At 71.5% G+C, this 17014-nt stretch carries 25 protein-coding genes and 1 pseudogene; 1 reads left to right on the forward strand and 25 read right to left on the reverse strand.

All coding sequences use genetic code 11. The features are described 5' to 3' along the window. Window positions 1–68: 68 nt before the first annotated feature. From AB0K03_RS17215 to AB0K03_RS17335, 25 genes and pseudogenes are all read right to left on the reverse strand, one after another. A complete protein-coding gene (locus AB0K03_RS17215; protein WP_364685383.1) occupies window positions 69–1667 on the reverse strand; it encodes an HK97 family phage prohead protease in 1599 nt (532 codons plus the stop codon). Continuing rightward, window positions 1664–2824 (reverse strand): phage portal protein, encoded by a 1161-nt coding sequence (locus tag AB0K03_RS17220; RefSeq protein ID WP_364685385.1) that lies wholly within the window; start codon window positions 2822–2824, stop codon window positions 1664–1666. Before AB0K03_RS17220 ends, AB0K03_RS17215 begins: the two co-directional genes overlap by 4 nt. After that, window positions 2821–3036, reverse strand: coding sequence for a hypothetical protein (locus AB0K03_RS17225; RefSeq protein WP_364685388.1), 216 nt, complete (start codon window positions 3034–3036; stop codon window positions 2821–2823). Before AB0K03_RS17225 ends, AB0K03_RS17220 begins: the two co-directional genes overlap by 4 nt. A gap of 17 nt (window positions 3037–3053) precedes the next feature. Then, complete coding sequence (locus AB0K03_RS17230; protein ID WP_364685391.1) at window positions 3054–4670, reverse strand: terminase large subunit domain-containing protein; 1617 nt, start codon at window positions 4668–4670, stop codon at window positions 3054–3056. Next, the gene (locus tag AB0K03_RS17235) at window positions 4648–5157 is read right to left on the reverse strand and encodes a helix-turn-helix transcriptional regulator (RefSeq protein ID WP_364685394.1); all 510 of its coding nucleotides are present in this window, start codon (window positions 5155–5157) and stop codon (window positions 4648–4650) included. Before AB0K03_RS17235 ends, AB0K03_RS17230 begins: the two co-directional genes overlap by 23 nt. Window positions 5158–5722: 565 nt before the next feature. Beyond that, window positions 5723–6844, reverse strand: coding sequence for a hypothetical protein (locus AB0K03_RS17240; protein ID WP_364685396.1), 1122 nt, complete (start codon window positions 6842–6844; stop codon window positions 5723–5725). Beyond that, a complete protein-coding gene (locus AB0K03_RS17245; RefSeq protein WP_364685399.1) occupies window positions 6841–7980 on the reverse strand; it encodes a hypothetical protein in 1140 nt (379 codons plus the stop codon). The genes AB0K03_RS17240 and AB0K03_RS17245 overlap by 4 nt, the downstream gene beginning before the upstream one ends. A gap of 138 nt (window positions 7981–8118) precedes the next feature. Then, window positions 8119–8355, reverse strand: coding sequence for a hypothetical protein (locus AB0K03_RS17250; RefSeq protein ID WP_364685402.1), 237 nt, complete (start codon window positions 8353–8355; stop codon window positions 8119–8121). A gap of 210 nt (window positions 8356–8565) precedes the next feature. Beyond that, window positions 8566–8985, reverse strand: coding sequence for a hypothetical protein (locus tag AB0K03_RS17255; RefSeq protein WP_364685405.1), 420 nt, complete (start codon window positions 8983–8985; stop codon window positions 8566–8568). Next, a complete protein-coding gene (locus AB0K03_RS17260) occupies window positions 8978–9475 on the reverse strand; it encodes an HIT domain-containing protein (protein WP_364685408.1) in 498 nt (165 codons plus the stop codon). Before AB0K03_RS17260 ends, AB0K03_RS17255 begins: the two co-directional genes overlap by 8 nt. Beyond that, entirely contained in the window at window positions 9472–10170 is a 699-nt protein-coding gene (locus AB0K03_RS17265) for a hypothetical protein (protein ID WP_364685410.1), read from the reverse strand. The genes AB0K03_RS17260 and AB0K03_RS17265 overlap by 4 nt, the downstream gene beginning before the upstream one ends. Beyond that, window positions 10167–10790, reverse strand: coding sequence for a DUF7701 domain-containing protein (locus tag AB0K03_RS17270; protein ID WP_364685413.1), 624 nt, complete (start codon window positions 10788–10790; stop codon window positions 10167–10169). Before AB0K03_RS17270 ends, AB0K03_RS17265 begins: the two co-directional genes overlap by 4 nt. Window positions 10791–10793: 3 nt before the next feature. Further along, window positions 10794–11150 (reverse strand): hypothetical protein, encoded by a 357-nt coding sequence (locus AB0K03_RS17275; RefSeq protein WP_364685416.1) that lies wholly within the window; start codon window positions 11148–11150, stop codon window positions 10794–10796. Continuing rightward, on the reverse strand, window positions 11147–11431 hold the full coding sequence (locus AB0K03_RS17280; protein ID WP_364685419.1) for a hypothetical protein: 285 nt from the start codon (window positions 11429–11431) through the stop codon (window positions 11147–11149). Before AB0K03_RS17280 ends, AB0K03_RS17275 begins: the two co-directional genes overlap by 4 nt. Continuing rightward, window positions 11428–11745, reverse strand: a complete 318-nt coding sequence (locus AB0K03_RS17285) for a hypothetical protein (protein WP_364685422.1) — start codon at window positions 11743–11745, stop codon at window positions 11428–11430. Before AB0K03_RS17285 ends, AB0K03_RS17280 begins: the two co-directional genes overlap by 4 nt. Then, on the reverse strand, window positions 11745–12059 hold the full coding sequence (locus AB0K03_RS17290) for a hypothetical protein (protein WP_364685425.1): 315 nt from the start codon (window positions 12057–12059) through the stop codon (window positions 11745–11747). Before AB0K03_RS17290 ends, AB0K03_RS17285 begins: the two co-directional genes overlap by 1 nt. Further along, window positions 12059–12298 carry a hypothetical protein gene (locus AB0K03_RS17295; protein WP_364685428.1) on the reverse strand — a complete coding sequence of 80 codons (240 nt, stop codon included), beginning with the start codon at window positions 12296–12298 and terminating at the stop codon, window positions 12059–12061. Before AB0K03_RS17295 ends, AB0K03_RS17290 begins: the two co-directional genes overlap by 1 nt. Beyond that, window positions 12295–12540 carry a DUF6011 domain-containing protein gene (locus tag AB0K03_RS17300; RefSeq protein ID WP_364685431.1) on the reverse strand — a complete coding sequence of 82 codons (246 nt, stop codon included), beginning with the start codon at window positions 12538–12540 and terminating at the stop codon, window positions 12295–12297. The genes AB0K03_RS17295 and AB0K03_RS17300 overlap by 4 nt, the downstream gene beginning before the upstream one ends. Beyond that, on the reverse strand, window positions 12537–13478 hold the full coding sequence (locus AB0K03_RS17305) for a hypothetical protein (protein WP_364685434.1): 942 nt from the start codon (window positions 13476–13478) through the stop codon (window positions 12537–12539). Before AB0K03_RS17305 ends, AB0K03_RS17300 begins: the two co-directional genes overlap by 4 nt. Beyond that, entirely contained in the window at window positions 13475–13855 is a 381-nt protein-coding gene (locus AB0K03_RS17310; RefSeq protein WP_364685437.1) for a hypothetical protein, read from the reverse strand. The genes AB0K03_RS17305 and AB0K03_RS17310 overlap by 4 nt, the downstream gene beginning before the upstream one ends. After that, window positions 13852–14406, reverse strand: a pseudogene (locus AB0K03_RS17315) (sigma-70 family RNA polymerase sigma factor); the annotation flags it as partial. The pseudogene AB0K03_RS17315 and the gene AB0K03_RS17310, both read right to left, overlap by 4 nt. Before the next feature lie 80 nt (window positions 14407–14486). Then, window positions 14487–14759, reverse strand: coding sequence for a hypothetical protein (locus tag AB0K03_RS17320; RefSeq protein WP_364685440.1), 273 nt, complete (start codon window positions 14757–14759; stop codon window positions 14487–14489). Then, window positions 14756–15559: a hypothetical protein gene (locus tag AB0K03_RS17325; RefSeq protein WP_364685443.1), complete on the reverse strand. Its 804-nt coding sequence runs from the start codon at window positions 15557–15559 to the stop codon at window positions 14756–14758. The genes AB0K03_RS17320 and AB0K03_RS17325 overlap by 4 nt, the downstream gene beginning before the upstream one ends. 76 nt (window positions 15560–15635) lie before the next feature. Next, window positions 15636–15911, reverse strand: a complete 276-nt coding sequence (locus tag AB0K03_RS17330; protein ID WP_364685446.1) for a hypothetical protein — start codon at window positions 15909–15911, stop codon at window positions 15636–15638. Beyond that, the gene (locus AB0K03_RS17335; RefSeq protein ID WP_364685449.1) at window positions 15911–16174 is read right to left on the reverse strand and encodes a helix-turn-helix transcriptional regulator; all 264 of its coding nucleotides are present in this window, start codon (window positions 16172–16174) and stop codon (window positions 15911–15913) included. The genes AB0K03_RS17330 and AB0K03_RS17335 overlap by 1 nt, the downstream gene beginning before the upstream one ends. Before the next feature lie 143 nt (window positions 16175–16317). Between AB0K03_RS17335 and AB0K03_RS17340 the strand changes: the two genes are divergently transcribed. Next, window positions 16318–16806, forward strand: coding sequence for a hypothetical protein (locus tag AB0K03_RS17340; protein ID WP_364685452.1), 489 nt, complete (start codon window positions 16318–16320; stop codon window positions 16804–16806). Window positions 16807–17014 lie beyond the last annotated feature (208 nt).

Genomic DNA, 17014 nt, shown 5'->3' on the forward strand with positions numbered 1-17014 from the left:
GGTCTCGTGCGAGGCAGAGCAGGGCAGTGCACCAGCGCTCGACGCGCTGGTAGTCGATGGGGCGGCGGTCAGCCGCGGGCGATGGCGAGCTCGAGCAGCGCCCGGGCCCGCGCACCGGAGCCGGGACGGGCCGGCGCGGCGCGGACACCCGCGTCGGTGTTCGGGTTCGCGCCGTACCCGACGATCGCGGTGTCACCGCGGTGCAGGTCGACCTCGTCGATGCGGTACTCCGTGTAGTCCGGCGACCAGGTGCCGCGGACGATCCGGAACGCAAACGACATCTCGTCGACCAGGCGGGCGCGCAGCTTCGGCACGATGTACGCGACGTCGGCGTCGGCCGGGTCGAGCCGGGCCGCCACGAGCAGCCCGTCATCGTCCATGGACAAGTCCAGGGTGCCATTCAGCGTGCGGGCGATGCGGCGCAGCTGGTCATGGCCCAGCACGAGCGGCACGTCCAGGTCACCGCGAGCGAGGGTCGTGTCGAACGCGGACGCGGAGATGACCTCGGAGTACTCGCCGTACCAGTCCCACATGTCGTACGCGCGCTCGGTGACCGAGGCGTGCCCGACGAACTCGATCAGCCCGTCCGTGCCCGGCTCGCGGACCTGCGGGTCGGTCAGCGGGGCGCGGACACGGCCGCGGCCGCCGTGCTCGTCCGAGCGGCGCTGCCGCGGCCGGTCGGCGCGCTGCAGCTGCCCGTCGCGGAAGGCCTGCGCCCGCGCGGTCGCGGCGTCAGCTCGGCTGGTGAGCAGCATGGGAGTCCCCTCGATGACCTTGCCGGAACGGCTGCGGTGGCTGCCCGGCTTGGCGCTGTAGTGGTAGAAGCCCTCTACGGACGCGACCTGCTCGAGGTCGTACACGGCTTCGCGGAACGGGTCCTGGTCGGCGCCGGTGTAGGTGACGTACCAGTCGTCGCGCTCCAGCGCCGCGACGCTCACCCACAGGTCCGCGCCGTCACCCTCGGCCGTACGGGACACGAGCATGTCACCCATGTTCGTGTGCACGGTGACGTCGGTGACGTCGGCGCCCTTGGGCCCGAACTGGCCGAACTCGTCGAAGCCCTCGTCGATGACGTTGCGGGCGTCGCCGAGCTTCTTCCACGAGGGAGCGTCGAACTCCATCGTGACCGGCTCGTCGCCGCCCTCGACCTTGGCGCGGATGCCGAACGCCCGGTCAGCGAGGAACACGTCGACGGGCCCGCTGACCACCTCGATGCGCTTGGCGGTCGTCGCCCGCTCGAAGGCGCGCTGCATGCCGTCGAGGTCCGCCTCGGTCAGGCGCATCGTCACGTCCTGCCCGACGAAGTCGAGCTCGGCGCCGGATCCCTCATCGTCGAACCGGAACCGCAGCTGCGACTGGTAGTCGGTGTCCAGCACGTCCTGCGTGCCCACACGGTGCCGCAGCACGCTGAGCAGCCCGGCGCCGCCGTACTCGCGGTCCATGTCGACCTCGGCGCCACCCACCTGCAGGTTCAGCCGATCACCGGCGCGCGACTCCAGAATGCCCGGCCGGCCGCCCAGGCTGATGTCCAGCGCGGAGATGACCTCCGGCATGCCATCGGTCCACCGCCCGTGCGAATCCCGCGGCTGGTGCGGGTCGAACCGCGCCCCGAGACGCCGGCGGGCCATGCGTACCCGGGCAGCCGCCGGGATCAGCACCCCGGTCATGCCTGCGCCTCGGTGGGCTGCGTGCGGGCGCCGCCGTAGATCGTGGCGAACTCCTCGATGTCCTCCGCGGTCAGCGGCGGCAGGTCGTCGACGGCCCGGGCCTCGGTGTTCGTGCGCAGCCGACCCTTCACCTGCAGATCGAGGACCCGGGCCCGGGTCTCGGGGTCCATGGCCAGCAACGCGGACCGGTTCAGCTTGACGAACCGGTCGCCGAGGGTGAGCCGCGACAGCGCCGTCTCCCGCCGGGACACGGCCGGGCCGACGTGCATGGTCAGCAGCTGCTGGTTGCGCTGGCCGATGTTCGCGTACGTGATGTTGCCCGACTGCACCGCGGCGTCGATCATGTCGCCCGGGCAGCCGAAGAACCTGGCCACGTCGCTCACGGACGCCGAGCGTGCGTCCAGGAACGCCGCCGAGGCCGCGACGGTCTGGATCGGCTTGTACTCCCAGTCGTTGCCGTGCACGAACAGGTCCCCGTCGGCCACAGCCGCCCGGAACGCATCCTTCGCGACCTGCGCCTCACGCTTGTTGATCGTCTTGGCGGTGTTCTTCAGCTCCGCCATCGGGATGGCCGATCCGCCGAACCAGTCGAGCGCGAACTGCTGCGCCGACATGGATTCCTCGATCGACCACGCCGCGTGTGCCACGGGCGACAGGCCCAGCGGCATACCGGCCACCGGGTACTGCTTCTCGTGCCACACGTCCTCCAGGGCCACCTTTTGCCCGGAGACACGCACCTCGGTGATCGTCGACCCGTTCGCCCGCACCGATACGTCGGCCAGCCGCTGCAGCTCGATCCGCGCCGGCAAACGGTTCCCGTCCCGGGCGGTGACCAGCCCGAAGCAGTTCCCCGCCCGATCCAAGTCCACCTGCGAGGCGTACAGCCACTCCTGGATGCCGCCCGGCCCGCCATCCGGCGTCACCAGCACCGGCGGCTTGGGCACCTCCACCCGGACGCCCTTTACCTTGCGGTACGTGTCCACCGGCATCGTCGAGATCAGGTCCGCGCGCAGCCGCAGACACGCCCAGACGGCGCTGTGCCGCATCGCCGACGCGTCGTCCACGAAGAACTTGCCCGGCTTACTCCGGGCCCGCGTGTGACCGCCCAGGGCCGCCACATCGGTCAGGGTCGCCGCGCGGCGAGCAAACAGACTCACAGGCCCTCACCGTCCGGACGCCGGCGCGGCCGCCGCTGATACGCCGCCAGCATCGACCCCGCCAGGATGACCACGCCCGCGACGAGGAAGAACACGCCGCCGCCGTACGCGTCCAGGTCGGCGTCGACGAGCGTGCCGGCGACGAAGCCCAGACCGAGAGCCACGAAGAGCAGTCCGACGGTGTCGAGGATGCTGGTCAGGTACTCGGACACGGCCCTTCCTCTCCCGGTCAGCCGAAGGAATCGGCCACGTCGTAGTCCTCGTCGATGAGGTGCTTGCGGGTCTCCAGCGTCCACAGGCCGACCGCACCGCCGGTCAGGGTGGAGATGTCGCCGGACTTGCGGTCGAACGCCCACGAGTCGCCCAGCGGCCGCGTACGGGCGATCTTGTACGCGTCCTTCAGCGACTGCTGGTCCTCGTGCCACAGCCAGCCGTCACGGATGCCGGTCGCGACCATGCCGCACGCCGCGGCGAAGTCGCGGACGTTCGGCACCGCCAGCTGGCCGCGCTTCGGCTCGCCCTCGGGCAGCTTCAGCCCGGCCTCGGTGAAGTCGGTCAGCAGTGCACGCAGCGGGCCGACTAGGTCCATGCCCCAGCCGACCGGCTCCCAGCGCTCCTGCAACTGCAGAGCGCGGGCGACCATCCAGTCGATGCCCGGCCGGTACTCGATCACCCGCAGGTGCCGGACCTTGTCCTCGCCCGGCCACGCCGCGACGATCGCGCCGGCATCCCGGCCCCGGGTGGTCTCCACACCGAACGCCACGACCTTGCCCGGCGCGGCCCGCTCCTTGACCTGCGCGTTGAACGTCGCCGGCGACGGCAGGTTCGGGTCCGGCGGCAGCACGCTGCCCTTGCGCCGGTTGAGGTACGCCCGGTCGAACTCGTCCGGCTGGTTCTGGAACTTCTCCAGCTCACCGCGGATCGTGGCCAGATTGACCGTGTGCCGCCAGTACGGAGAGCACCGGCAGTCGCCCTCGGTCGGGCACAGCGCCGGCATGCACCGCAGCCACGTCTGCGGGTCCTCGCGGTCGCCCTCGAGGTCGGACCACTCGAGGTAGCAGATCTGCGTCGGCCCGCCGGCGGCGACGATGCTGCGCCCGAGCTCCACCTTCGTGGCCAAGTACAGCGACCGCTCGGTGCCCTCGGTCGAGATCCGCCAGTGCTGCGGTGACCAGCGGGTCACCATGGCTGGCGAGAACGCCTGCTCCAGCCGGTGGTCCTCCGCGGCGAAGAACTCGTCCTCGAAGCCGAGGTCGAGGGTCTTGCCGTGCCCGGCCGTCTCCGTGTTGCTGGTGATGCCGTCGAACGCGCCGGTGTCCCAGATCAGCGCCTCGGAGCCGTTGGTCAGCCGCGGCCGGAACCGGGCCGCCAGCGGCGACGCCTGCAGGATCGGCAGGTGGTCGTCGACGAACTTCTCCCGCGCGGCGATCCGGGTCTGCGCGGCGTACAGGATCCGCTGACGGCGCCCCTGGGCCGGCTTGTGACGCTGCGCCTCCTTGCCCATGGCGAGCGCCCGGTGCGCCTTCACACCGAGGCACAGCGTGGTCTTGCCGGACTGGCGCGGCACCAGCAGCGTCACGTCGCGGTAGACCAGGCTGCCGCTGTCGTCATCGACCTCGAGGGCGACGTCAACGGAGTACCGCTGCCACGGCATGAACGGCTGACCCAGCCGAGCGGCGATCCGCGCGGCCGCCGGACCGTACGTCTTGCGCGCCGGGTTGCGCAGCGTGCCAACCCGGGGCGGGCACGTCAGCCCGTACGCGGCATAGATCTCCTCCGGCGACATCCCGGGCCGCAGGGTGACCGGCTGGATCTCGACCGGCCTACTCGGCGCCGAGGTCGTCATCGTCGTCCTCATCGAGCGGCGGCTGCAGCTCCCAGATCGCCGCGAGCGTCTCGGTGATCGTCTTGGCCAGCTGGGCCGGCTGCCGCTTCTCGCCCTCGCCGTCCAGCTCGGCCGCCAGGGCGTACGCCACCTCCGCGAGCGCGCGCTGCCGCCCGGTCAGCATGTCGCCGAGCTCGTCGACGGCCGTCCTCGTCGCGTTCTCGACGTTCCCGCACTCCGGCGGCAGGTAGACGTCGTGGCCGAACAGGTGCGCGTGCTCGCCGAGCAGCTGGCGCACCGGCACGTCCAGCGCGGTGGCCAGCCACAGCAGCTCGTCGACGGTCGGGGAGCGGCGCCCGGACTCCAGGTTGCGCAGCGCCGGCGCGGTGAACGTCGGCGGGGCCCCGGCGGTGCGGGCCGCGGCCGCGACGTCGTCGCGGGTGCCGCCGTGACGCTGGCGAGCAGCGGCGATCTCGGCGCTGATCGCCGGAGTGATCGTGTCGCTCACCGGCTGCTCCACCTGCTCAAACGCGGCTTCCGGGGGCCTCCCGGGGAGAAAAAAAGATCGGCTGGGCGCGGGGCCGTCCGGACCTCCAGCACTAAAAACCGCAGGTCATGGGCCTGTTTGCATCCACGTTCACCAGTCCGGCGAGGACACCCATGCCCTCGTGTCGACGTCCTTGGTGCCACGCACCTGGTTGCAGCACTGGCCACAGGTAGGACAGCCAGGCGGGCCGTGGGCAGGCCTCCAGTTCCACGTCTCCATGCGCCCATAGCGCTTCGAGCGTGGGATCTTGTGGTCAATCTGGTTAGCCCCAGCGTGGTGGCAGATCCAGCACTTCGGGTTGTCCTCGAGGAACTCCTTACGCACCAGGCGGTACGCCCTGCCGTCTTCGGTGTACTGGCTCATGGCCGACCCCTACACGCACTCAGCCCCAGCACCGAAGTACTGAGGCTGAGCCCCGGAGCCGATCCCGGGCGACAGGCAAGGTAGCCGATCAGCGAACCATGGTGGCCTCCCTGCGGATGCACCTCTGGCGCTGACACAAGCGTGCGTGACTTGACGCCCGGTGTCAAGCACGCGCCTTTCCGCGGCGGGATGTCGCCGTGTACGCCTCGGCCTCGAGCAGCTGATCGGCGAGGTAGGCGGCCCGGGCGCCGACCCGCTTCGGGGCGTCGACGTGCGGGAAGGCCTTCCTCTGCAGGCAGGCCGGGCAGGCCTGCGGGGCGGCGCCGGTGACGTGGCCGGCGGTCTTCGCCCGGCGTACCCAGTCGCGGATCCGGGCCGGGTCGACGTCCAGCTGGTCGGCGGCCTGCTCGGTCGTCCACCAGCGGCGGCGGTGCTGGCCGGCCATGTCCCGGCTCTGCCACCCGCCGTGCCCGGCCGCGCCCCGGCCCACCGCGGGCCGCTCCGGCTCGGGCGTCGCGTTGATGGCGGCCCACAGCTCGGGCTCGTCGACGGGCGGCCAGACGTGCGGCTTGCCCGGACGCTTCTCCTCACGGCGGCAGCCGCACTCCGGGATGCCGGGAGCGCCGTCGCCGGTGCAGCGGCACTGCTGCGAGACGCAGCGGATCGCGGTCCGGCCGGTCGAGCGCTCGCGCTGCAGGGACCGCCGGCCGCATGCCGGGCAGCGCGGTGCCCGGCGGGTGCGCGGGTCGACGAGCGGCTCGACCTCGTCGTCGGTGCACGCGGCGGCCTGGCGGGCCGTGCGGTCGGCGCGCTGCAGCAGCTGGTCGACGGCGGCCGCGACCCGGTCGTCGCGGACGTCGTCCAGGGCGGGACCGTCGAGCCAGGCGAGCGCGGTACGGACGGTGGCGGCCTGGTCGGGGCGGCCGCCGACGTAGACGGAGTCGGCCGCCGCGGCGACGAGGTGCACGGCGTCCATAATCGCGGCGCCCGCGTGGGCTTGGGCGTCGATGATGGCGATCCGGGCGGCCGCGGGCGAGGGCGGGAGGGCGGACATGCCGTGGCGCAGGTTGTAGGCCCGGTACGCGCGGTCGGAGTGGCCGACGGCTTCGAGGCGCTCGGCCTGGTCGTCGGTCAGTGCGGGCGAGGCGGCCGGCGCGGCCCGGCCGGGTTCGGCGAGCTCGAGCAGCCACTCCCAGGATTCGCGGAGCCGGTCGAGGGTGAGGTGGATCTGCTCGATGGTGAAGACGACGGCTGGTGTGCGGTCGGGCTGCTGGTGGGCGGTCATGGTGTTCCCCCGGTGTGGTGCTCGGCGTGGTGTGGGGTGGCGGGTACGGATCCGGCGGGCCAGCGTGGTGGCCAGCTCAGCTCAGCGGCAGCGGTGGGTGTGGCGAGGCGGGAGCGGCGGGTGTAGACGTCGGGCTCTTCCGGGAGGCGGTCCGGCTGGGGCTGGTAGCGGGCTGCCGGCGGGATCAGATCGGGTGTCCCGCCCCGACCCAGCCCGGATGGTTCGGCGGGCTGTGCGGGCCGGTGATCGGTGGCTGGTGTGGTCGGCGTCGGGTGGACCGGTGGTGTCGGATCGGCGATCGGATCGTGATGTCGATCGGTGATCGGATCAGCGACGGGATCAGTGATCGGTTTTTGATCGCGATCGGTGATCTGGGCGGTGTTTTCGTGGTTCGTCGCCGATCGGGCGGTGGTCGGTGGCTGATCCGGAGCGCCCGCGGTGCGGCCGGCGGGCGGGGTGTCGTGCAGCTGCATGGCCTGGGCGAGCATGGCCGTGGCCTGCTCGGCGGTGGGTGGGTCGAGCAGGACCATGTCGGCCTCGTACGGGGTGCGCTTGCCCTTGGTCTCGTTGCAGCGGGCGCAGCAGGTGACGAAGTTGCCGCCGTCGGGGGTGGCCGGCTTGTCCGGGTCGACGTGGTCGAAGTGCAGGACCTTGCGGCGGTCCTTCGACCGGACGGCCTTCGCTGAGAGGGGTCCGGAGCCGCAGTAGCGGCAGCAGCCGCCGTCGCGGCGGTAGACCATGGCCTTGAGGCGGGCGTCGCGCAGGTCGGCTTTCTGGGCGCGGTTGCGGTTGTACTCGCGCTTGGAGGGGTTGCGCTTGAGGAAGTTGTGGATCTTGTAGGCGTACCCGGCGACCCAGGTGTCGCCGAGGCACTCGCACTCGTCGCCCTGGCGGTGCAGCAGCGGCTTCTGCTCGAGCACCGGCGTGCAGAGCTTCTCGAGGGTCTTCCGGCGGCCGCGGCACATCGCCAGGGCGGCGCCCTCGGTGAGGTAGCCGTCGGACAGCAGGTGCGACGCCTTCGACTTGAGGCGGACGTACGCGGCTTGGAGCTGGTCGACCAGATCGGCGACGCCGCCGGCCAGGACCTCCCACACCGGCTCGTCGTGGAACGTGTCGGTCTCGAGGAAGTACGGCATCAGACGACACCCCCATGATCGTCTTTATTGATCAACACTGATGTGGCTCCATATGCGAACGCGGCCCGGCACACCCATCTCTCGGGTGGCCGGGCCGTTCTCAGGCGTGGCTTCGTACGGTCTTCAGGTCAGCGAGGTCTAGGGGCCGTCCGGGCCCGCACGCCAGCGCGCCTCCAGCAGGCACGCCGGCTGCAGACACGTCACGTCGCGCGTGGTCCGGATCAGCAGGTGACGCGGAACGTCGTCCAGCGAGCCGCACGCCGCCCGACCGTCGTCATCCCGCCGCGCGTGCACCCCGGCGCCCTCGACGCGCACACCGTTCGCGATCCGGTCCACGTTGTCGCGCTGCGGCACACCGCGGTCCGGCCGGCGCACCAGACGACGATCAGAGCGAGTCCGGTACTCCGTACGGTGCCGCGGCGACGTCACGACTCCTCCTTCGCCGGCCGCGGCGCAACCACCGCGGCGCCCGACGCCAACCACCGGCCCGGCGACGGGCACGCCGTACCCGGCAGATGCCGATACGCGCAGGACCGGCAGTCCCACCGGTGATCCCGCACCGACACGTCCAGCGGCGGCACTCCGCTAGCCACGAGACACCTCCGACGCTGACGTCTCGGTAGTCCTCGATGATTCGTCAGAAGCCCGGACTTCGAGGCGTACGCCAGTCCGCTTGGGCAGCCACCCGGCGATCCACGCAGCGACCCGGTGCGAGCGGTACCGGCCGATGACCTGCTCCCCGCCGGCCGGGTAGGTCGACACGGCGACGATGCACCAGCGCGCCACCCGAGGTGGTGGCACGATCCGGATTCCGCTCAGGTCCGGCGCCGGCCAGATGCCGTCTTCGAGGCGTCGGTAGAGCAGGGCGATGAGTCCGATCAGGACGAGCATCCCGACCGGCACGCGAGCCCAAGACGGGGTGCCGTGGTCCTGGGCGATATGCCAGAACCAGCCGGTGCACGCCGCGGCGTAGACCAGGAGGGTGGCCGGGATCCAGCTACGCATCGGGACCACCGACCTCGCTTACCTTCGGGCTGGAAGCCGTGATGGGCAGGTGGCTGCGCTTCCCTCCGGGGTGCGAGCGTGGGTCCGGAGCGCTCGGGACAGGGCACCACGCGCAGGTCATCGCGGGCTTCGTGGCGACCTCTGCCGCCTGCTGGGCCGTCCACGGCAGGGCCAGTCCATCGCCCGGCACACGTGGCACCAGGTGGACGTGCAGGTGAAACACCGTCTGCGTAGCCGACGACCCGGCCGAGGTGATGATGTTGAAGTCGGCCGGCAGGATGGCTCGGCTGAGACGGGCCACGCGACGCATGACAGTGGCGGTGACGTCGGGGTCCTCGCCAGCGTCGCGGACGTGCGTCGTCGGGAGCACCAGCGTGTGCCCCGGCGTGACCGGGTTGAGCGGCCGGATGGCGACGGTGTCCGCCCATTGGCCGACGAACTCGGCCGGCGCGTCGCCGGTGACGATCTTGCAGAACACGCAGTCGGTCATCGGCCTGACTCCGAATTCGAACCAGAATCCGCGTCGTCCTGATCCGGATAGATCGGGTCGCCGTCGCTGTCGTACTCCCGCTGGCAGTCGTCCGCGCCGACGCAGAAGCCCGTAGGGCACCCCTCGGGCGGGCAGGCGCCGCCGTCGTCGAGCAACCGCTGCGCGATCCGGATGCGGGCGAGGCGACGGCTGATGTTGGGGTGGTCGTCGGTCAGCCCGGCCCGGGTCCGCCAGGTCTTGATCTCGTCCTGCCAGCGGCGGATGTCAGCCCGCAGCTGGTCCGGAGACATGGCCTTGAGCTGGGAGAGGTGATCAGTTAATCCACGGTGCGCCTCCGGGGGATTTGGCGCGCTAGTCGTCTCGTCCTTGATCACGCCCGGCCAGATCAGCCCACAGGGCACGCACTGCCGCCGCCGGGTGAAGCCCTGGTCCAGTGACACGGGAACCCACCGCGGCGACCCGCACCGGCGGCATGCCGGGACGTCTTCGCAGCCGCAGGTGGGCGTGTGAAGGTCGGCGTGCTTGCCGTTCGGGCCGAGCGGCCGGTGTCGGTCGCACTCGTCGATGAGCGCCTGGAGGTGGGCGATGTCGCTCGCCTGCCGGTGCTCGTCCAGGCCGGAGTTGCCGATGCGCGCCTGCGCGATGCACAGCGTCTCGCGCAGCGCCTTCGGGCTGATGTCCACGTCGATGATCACTCGGCACCGTCCTTCGAGAGGCTCGGACGGAAAGCCCTCTCGGCCTGGCGCTGGTACACGTACTCCAGGCGCTCGAACACCCCGTCGTCGCCGCGCAGCTGCAGGACGGTGCGGAGGAGACGCTCCTCGGCGTCCTCGTTGAAGTCCTGGGAGAGCGGGGCACTGACCTCGAGGTAGCCATGCTCGCCGATCACCGGGTCGTAGGTGACCGACCCGGTGCCGACGCCCTTGGGCTCGAAGACGCGGTACGCGCCGTCGTCGGTGCGGACGCGCTCCAGGATGAGCGGGGCGGCAGTCGCGGCTGGCCGGGAGGTGGCCGACCGCGATTGCCGGCGCTCGTGCTCGGCCACCGCCGCGGTGCGGATGGCGTCCATGTACTTGCGGTCCAGCTCCTGAACCTCGACGGTCAGCTCCTCGAAGGGGATCAGGGAGCGGTGCCGCGGGGCGTCGGGGTTGCGCCAGATGGACCAGGCGTCGTGGACGTCTTCCAGGCTGGTGTTCACCCCGCGAGTCATAGCGAGTAGCGCGTAGAGGTTGAGCAGGTTGCTGTCGCAGCCGGGCAGCAGCTCGTTCAGGTGCCGAATGACGGGCTGAACATAGTTCTGATCTTGGATTCGCACGGGTCAGCCTCTTTCGCTGCTCGACGCCAGGCGCAGGCCGGTGCCGTTGCGCAGGCCGGAGGCCTCCTGCGAGTCGAGCAGCGGCTGGGGCTTCGCGATTCGCGCCTCGGCCAGCTGGACGGCCTCGGCGAGCAGCTCGGCCGCGCGGTCGGCGTCGACGATCGGCTCGATCCGCTTGATCCGTACGGTCGGGGTGCGGACCAGGTCGTCGATGTCGTCGGTGATCCGGACGCAGTCCAGGACGACGATCGCGACGTGCTCGGCCATCGGGTCCTTGAGCAGCCGCTCGCGGACCTGGTGCATGCCGTTGAAGTCGCGGTCCTTGGGCAGCGTGGCCTTCATCTTCGTGCTGTGGCTCATGCGGTTCTTCTTTCGCGGTGTCGGAGGCCGGGCAGGACGGTGCTCGCGGGCGCGGTGGCGACCAGCAGGGCGCCGGGCCAGTGGTCCCATCCGTCGAGCTCGGCGGCGTCGTTGATGACCCGCCACGTGGACGGGCCGAGGCAGGTGCCGCCGGCGCGGGCGGCGATGTCCTCCAGGCCGGGCAGCGCGGCGGCGATCAGGGCGTCGCGGTCGATGTCGTCGCCCGGGATCGGGAAGACGACCATCACGCCGGAGCCGAGGAACGCCGCCGCGCCCTTCACTGCTGCTCGCTCGCGGGCCCGGCCAGGGTCGGCGGGGTCCAGCCCGCGGCGACGAGCAGTTCGTGCGTACGGGCAGTCATGACGACCTCGACGTTCTGGGCCGCGATGCGGGTTCCGTCGTGCACGGCCAGGTCGAGCACGACGCGCGGGAACTCGCCGACGTGGGTGCTGAAGTCGAAGCCGCGGATGACGGCGGCGAGGTCGTGGCCGTCGACCTTGACCGTCCCCTTGGACGGGCTCTCGACGACGGCCTCGAACGTGCGGCCCTTGCCGAACGGTCCGGGCTGGTCCGGGTCGGCCTCGGTGACGGCCATCAGGCGGTTTCCTCTCGTGCGGTCTCGGCCTGCTCGCGCAGGTCCTCGAGGACGGCCCGGCCAGCGTCGGTGAGCCGCCACGGCCAGGTCTGGTCGGTCTTGTCACCGCGGACGAGCTCGACGAGCTGCAGCCGGCGCAGCGCGGCGATCTGGTTCTGCACGCGGCGGTTCGGGTGCAGCGGGTCGCCGGGCTGCTGCATCAGGTCCCGGCCGTTCTCCGGGCCCTTGGGCAGCGACCAGCGGTGCCGGGCGACGCGGCCCTCGTCGACGGCCTTGAGCAGCTGGATCTGGGCCGGTTCGAGGCTGATCGGCATCAGTCGTCGGTCCTTTCTCCGAGGATCGCGGCCTCGCGGGCCGCGGCGGCCGCGGCGACGTCGGCGGACAGCGGCCGGGCCCGGGGCAGCGGCGGTGCGGCCGGGTGATGCGAGTCGCCGGGTTCGCCCATCAGGCCGCACGTGCTGCACCGGTGGCGGCCGCGGTGGTCGGCCGGGGTCTCGGCGTCGACGACGAACTGGTGCGGGTGCACGCGGCTCGCCCGGCGTGGCGCGGTCACCGGTCGCCGTCCAGCTCGTCGAGCAGGTTCGGGCCGTCGTGGCCGGCCGACGCCGCGGTGGCGGCCGGCTGGCGCAGCGGGGTGCCGACGTTGAGGCGCAACGGCGAGTGATCCCGGCCCGCGAGCGGGTTGACCTTCTCGTCGCAGACCCGGCCGCGGCCGCGGCGGCGGGACTCCGGTGTGCGGAGCTTGGCCCCGCACACCGTGCAGTGCACCGGCTCGTCGACGGGCTGGGCGGTCATGCCGGCCGCTGCTGGTTGAGGTCGAGCAGGGCGCGCCAGGCGGCGAGGGTCTGCTCGTCGACGGGCCGGTAGTCCAGCTCGACGGGCTTGCCCTTGACCTTGATGGTCTTGCGGGAGCACCACAGGCCGATCGCTTCGCAGCCCGCGGCGCCGGCGGCGTCGACGACCTCGCGGAACCACAGCGCGCGGCCCTTGCGGGTGGTGGTGGCGCCGAGCTCGGCCAGGCGCCAGCGGCCGTACCCGAACTCGCTGGCGGCGAGCACTGGCATGCCGATCAGGGACTCGGGGGCCTCGTAGTCGAGGTCCTCGCGCCAGTACGAGTCGAACGCGATCCCGTCGGCGTACTGGGCGCCGGTGCGGTTGTCCACCGCGGTGTACGAGCGCCAGTCGAGGTCCTTGAAGCGCATGGCGTGCGCCTCGAGGACGGGGAAGATGTGGATCCGATCGCGGTTCGGGTGGTCGTCGGCGACCTCGCGGATGAGCTTGTACTCGGCGAGGTAGTCGTCCGGGTCGACGCCGTCGGCGATCGGCTCGTGGTGGTGGGTGAACGTCAGGTCGACGCCGGCGGGGATGCCGTCGAACATGCGGGTGTAGGAGACGGCGGAGGCGCGGTCCTTCGCGGACGCCCACACGTTGATGCCGCGCGCGGTCAGGCCCTTCACCGCCAGCGACGACCAGGACGGCAAGCCCTCACCGGGCGCGCTGAAGACGCGGCCGAAGTCGGCGCCGGGCAGCTTGTCGTCGTGCCAGGTCTTGTACTCCGAGGCCTTCGCCGACAGACCGATCCGGGGCACGCCCGGCACGGCGATTGGCGACGGGTCCGCTGGCGACAGAACGGTGACCGCGTGGTCGCGGATCGCCTTACGGAACGCCGCACGGAGCGCCGGCTGATCGACGCCGGTGAAGTCGAGCGTGATTTTGAGGTTCGGCTCGGTCATGAGATGTGGCCCTCCGGGTTCTGGTGGGGCGCGGGCGGGACCGCGGGACGGACGTAGTGCTCGTGCGGCGGCAGGTAGGACTGCGCCCGCCACAGCCGCTCGAGCGGGTCGTGCGGGTCGAACGGGCGGAGCAGGTCGTCCGGATCCGGCGGGGCGGCGCGGATCTCGGCCAGCTCCCGCGGCATCAGCAGGACACCCAGCGCGACCGCCGCGGTGATGACGACCCCGCAGATCGGGCCGACCTCATACAGCAGCCCTTCGAGGTCGAGCAGCCACAGGGTCACGACCAGGCCGGCCGCGAGGCCGGCGATCGTGAAGAACAGTGCGGCGACCAGGTGGCACACCAGCCACGCCACGTAGTCCAGGACGGCCTTCACCAGGCACCGTCCCAGCCGCCCGGCAGGACCCGGGCCAGGGAGCGGACCGCGCGGTACTGCAGCGCCTTGATCGCGCTGTCGTTCTTGCCCATCACCCGGGCGGTCTCCGCGATGGGCAGGCCCTTGAGGAAGCGCAGCACCAGAACCTCGCGCTGCTCCTCGTTGAGGTCCAGCAGGGCCGTCATCAGCGCCTGGCTGGTCAGGTAGTCGATGACGGCCTTGTCCGGAGCGCCTTCCGGGGAGCGGTCCTCGGCGTCCGAGCCGTACACGTCGCAGGTGAGCGTCTCGCGCTGGTTCTGCCCGGACTTGAAGTGGTCCGCGACGAGGTTGCGGGCGATCGTGACCAGCCACGCGCCGACATCCGTGCCGCGCCAGGCGAAGTTGTTCAGCCGGCGCAGCGCCCGCACGAACGTGTCGTGTGTGAGGTCCTCGGCCAGCTGGTGCGAGCTGACCTTGCGGCGCACGAACCGGAACACGATCGGCTGGTAGCGCCGGTAGATGTCCGCCATGGCGTCGTTGTCGCCGGCCTGGGCGCGCTGCACCAGCGCGTACGAGGCGAGCGCGCCGGACAGGTCCTCGGCCGACGGGGCGCCCGCCTGCGCCGGCACCGCCCGGGCGGCCGTCGCCGCGGTCATGCCGCGTCTCCAGACGCCGGCGCGGGCATCGGCCGGGCGGTGGCCGGCGGTATCGGGATCGGGCCGGTCAGCCACGGATCACCCGCCTCCGGCACCGGGTGGCGCAGCGTACGCAGCCAGCGCCGGTCCGATGCCCACTCGTGCGCGGCCGCCCGGCGGTTGCGGTACCGGGCCCGGCGGACGATGCGGTGGGTGACGATCGCCGCGGCGACCATGACGACGAAGAACAGCAGACCCAGCAGCTGGGACATCGGGCTCGGCGTGGTCACCACTTCACCTCGCTGGGGGCCGGCGCGACCTGAGCCACACCGACGGCGGTGTCGGGCTGCGGCTCGGCGTCGACGAGGCAGTGCACAGCCACGACCCAGCCGTGGAACAGCCGCGGACCGGTCGGCTCGCCCGGGTCGCGCTCGTCGGCCGGGTTGACCCGCACCGAGGAAGCGCCGAAGGAGCGGACCTGCTGTGCACCGCGGCGGCGGATCCATCCCGACTCGCGAGGCAGCGGCAGCTTGAACAGCGCGCCGAACAGGCTCACGCCCGTACGGTCGTTGTCCCCGCACGTGAGCTCGAGCTCCGGGCCGTGACTGCGCATCTCGAACTCGACGCTCTTCGGCGCCGGCGCGCCAGCCGCGATCGCCCGAGCAATCAGCATGAACAGCGCCGCGCGCGTCATCGGCTCCTCGGCGCGCGCCGGGGCAGCGAACAGCAGCGCCTCGTTCAGGCCGGCCGCCATGCGCTGCAGGCCAGCGGCAATCCACGAGGGCTGAGCGGCCATGCGCGGCGGTGCGGCCGGAGCGGACGCCGGGTCATGCTCGGCGAGCCAGTCGACGAGGTGGGCCCGGTCGGCCTGCAGGCGGTCGAGCTGGGCGTCCGTCTTGGCCAGCCGCTCGCGCATAATCTCGACCAGCAGCTCCTGACTCTCCGAGTCCAATCGGCTGACGTCCACGGTCGGACGCGGCGGCGTTCCGCCGGTGGCCGGGCCGAAGAGCCCGGCAGCGCGGGCTTCCGAGAAGGTCATCGCGGTGTTGCTCGGGTCCCCGGGGTCGGGGCGGTTCGGTACGGTAGACACGGGACCTGGCCTTTCTTGGGGTTGGATGCGGGTTCCGGGCCCACGACCGGTGCAGACGGTCGTGGGCCGCGGTCTTTCAGGAGGCCTTACGGCCCGCCCGTGCCTGCGCAGAGCGCAGCGCCATGCGGCTGAAGTGCGCCGACTTGAGCCGGCTCACCGCCGCCTCGAGCTCCTCGGGCGGCAGGACACCGTCCGGGTCCGCCTGCTTCTCCCACTTCGAGCGGCGAGCCGCCGAAGCGGCCGCAGTCGCAGCGCGGCGCGCCTCCGGGGAGTTGACCCGGGACCAGCGCGTGTTCGCAGCGACGGACGCAATCAGCGACCGCTGCGAGGCAGGCAGGTTCGTCGTCGGCATCAGCGCGCCGCCGATCGCGGGGCGTCCGGCATGAGGTCGGTGATCTCGCACTCGAGCGCCGAGGCGATCGCGACGACGGTCCGCATGGTGCCGCCGCGGTGGCCGTTCTCGATCAGGCTGAGCGCGCCCTTGGTGATGCCGGCAGCGGCAGCGGCTGCCGAGAGGGACAGGCCCTTCGCGATGCGGCGCCGCCTGATCTTGGCCGGATCCAGCGGATTCGGCTGGCGACGGCGTGGGGGCCGACCGTTGGCGTGTTCGGTCATGGCGTGAACCATAACCATGGTTGATACCGGTTTACAAGAACTTCCGTAAACCAGCATCACATCGTGTCAACCTGCCGTGCCATACATTGATCCTCACGATTCATTCATGTGAACCGGTGTGAACCGTGCATTAGGCTGGCGGCATGCCTGACCAGGTGTTGACCCCGCTCGGGGAACTGCTCGAGCACGCGCGGGAGAAGGTGCTGCACATCAGCGCCCGCCAGGCCGCGATGCGGGCCGGCATCAGCGGCACTCGGTGGAAGCAGGTCGTGACCGGCATCGCGTGGCGCGACGGCGAGCCGACGCCCGTACGGAGCACGGCGAGGACCGTCGTCGCGATGGCGCTCGCGGTCGAAGTCGACCCGGCCGAGGCGCTCGCGGCTGCGGGTCTCGAGGCGTCCGACGCGGCCGTCGCGGCCATGGTTCAGGAGGTACGCGAGCCGCGCGAGCCGCGGCCGGCGGGTCAACCTGCGCCTGCGGGTCTCGCCGAGGAAATCGAGCGGATCAAGCGGTTGCCGCTGGCGCCGGCCGACAAGATCCGGATCGCGAACGCGCTGATTGACCTCTATGAGGAGCAGCAGCGAGGAGCCGCCCGGGAGGACGATCCGGCGACTCCTCGCTTAGGCGTTTGATGCAGAAGCGCAGGTCAGCGGTGCGCAGGTCAGCAGTATTGAGAGCACGACGCTAGGGCGTCTTCTGCTTACAAGCGAGGGGTCGCAGGTTCGAAACCTGCCGCGCCCACCACTGTGATGTCTCAGGACATCGGAATAGCCCGAGCCTACGTTTTGTAGGTTCGGGTTTTTTGCTTGGTGGGTGCTGGTCCGGGTGGGCGGCCGGTGG

The organism is Actinoplanes sp. NPDC049316, assembly GCF_040677315.1.
Taxonomy (GTDB): domain Bacteria; phylum Actinomycetota; class Actinomycetes; order Mycobacteriales; family Micromonosporaceae; genus Actinoplanes.

Coding starts and splice junctions, on each gene's coding strand:
- AB0K03_RS17215 (WP_364685383.1), bottom strand. CDS start 1,667: ATGACCGGGGTGCTGATCCCGGCGGCTGCCCGGGTACGCATGGCCCGC.
- AB0K03_RS17230 (WP_364685391.1), bottom strand. CDS start 4,670: ATGACGACCTCGGCGCCGAGTAGGCCGGTCGAGATCCAGCCGGTCACC.
- AB0K03_RS17240 (WP_364685396.1), bottom strand. CDS start 6,844: ATGACCGCCCACCAGCAGCCCGACCGCACACCAGCCGTCGTCTTCACC.
- AB0K03_RS17245 (WP_364685399.1), bottom strand. CDS start 7,980: ATGCCGTACTTCCTCGAGACCGACACGTTCCACGACGAGCCGGTGTGG.
- AB0K03_RS17255 (WP_364685405.1), bottom strand. CDS start 8,985: ATGCGTAGCTGGATCCCGGCCACCCTCCTGGTCTACGCCGCGGCGTGC.
- AB0K03_RS17260 (WP_364685408.1), bottom strand. CDS start 9,475: ATGACCGACTGCGTGTTCTGCAAGATCGTCACCGGCGACGCGCCGGCC.
- AB0K03_RS17275 (WP_364685416.1), bottom strand. CDS start 11,150: ATGAGCCACAGCACGAAGATGAAGGCCACGCTGCCCAAGGACCGCGAC.
- AB0K03_RS17285 (WP_364685422.1), bottom strand. CDS start 11,745: ATGGCCGTCACCGAGGCCGACCCGGACCAGCCCGGACCGTTCGGCAAG.
- AB0K03_RS17290 (WP_364685425.1), bottom strand. CDS start 12,059: ATGCCGATCAGCCTCGAACCGGCCCAGATCCAGCTGCTCAAGGCCGTC.
- AB0K03_RS17300 (WP_364685431.1), bottom strand. CDS start 12,540: ATGACCGCCCAGCCCGTCGACGAGCCGGTGCACTGCACGGTGTGCGGG.
- AB0K03_RS17305 (WP_364685434.1), bottom strand. CDS start 13,478: ATGACCGAGCCGAACCTCAAAATCACGCTCGACTTCACCGGCGTCGAT.
- AB0K03_RS17330 (WP_364685446.1), bottom strand. CDS start 15,911: ATGCCGACGACGAACCTGCCTGCCTCGCAGCGGTCGCTGATTGCGTCC.
- AB0K03_RS17335 (WP_364685449.1), bottom strand. CDS start 16,174: ATGACCGAACACGCCAACGGTCGGCCCCCACGCCGTCGCCAGCCGAAT.
- AB0K03_RS17340 (WP_364685452.1), top strand. CDS start 16,318: ATGCCTGACCAGGTGTTGACCCCGCTCGGGGAACTGCTCGAGCACGCG.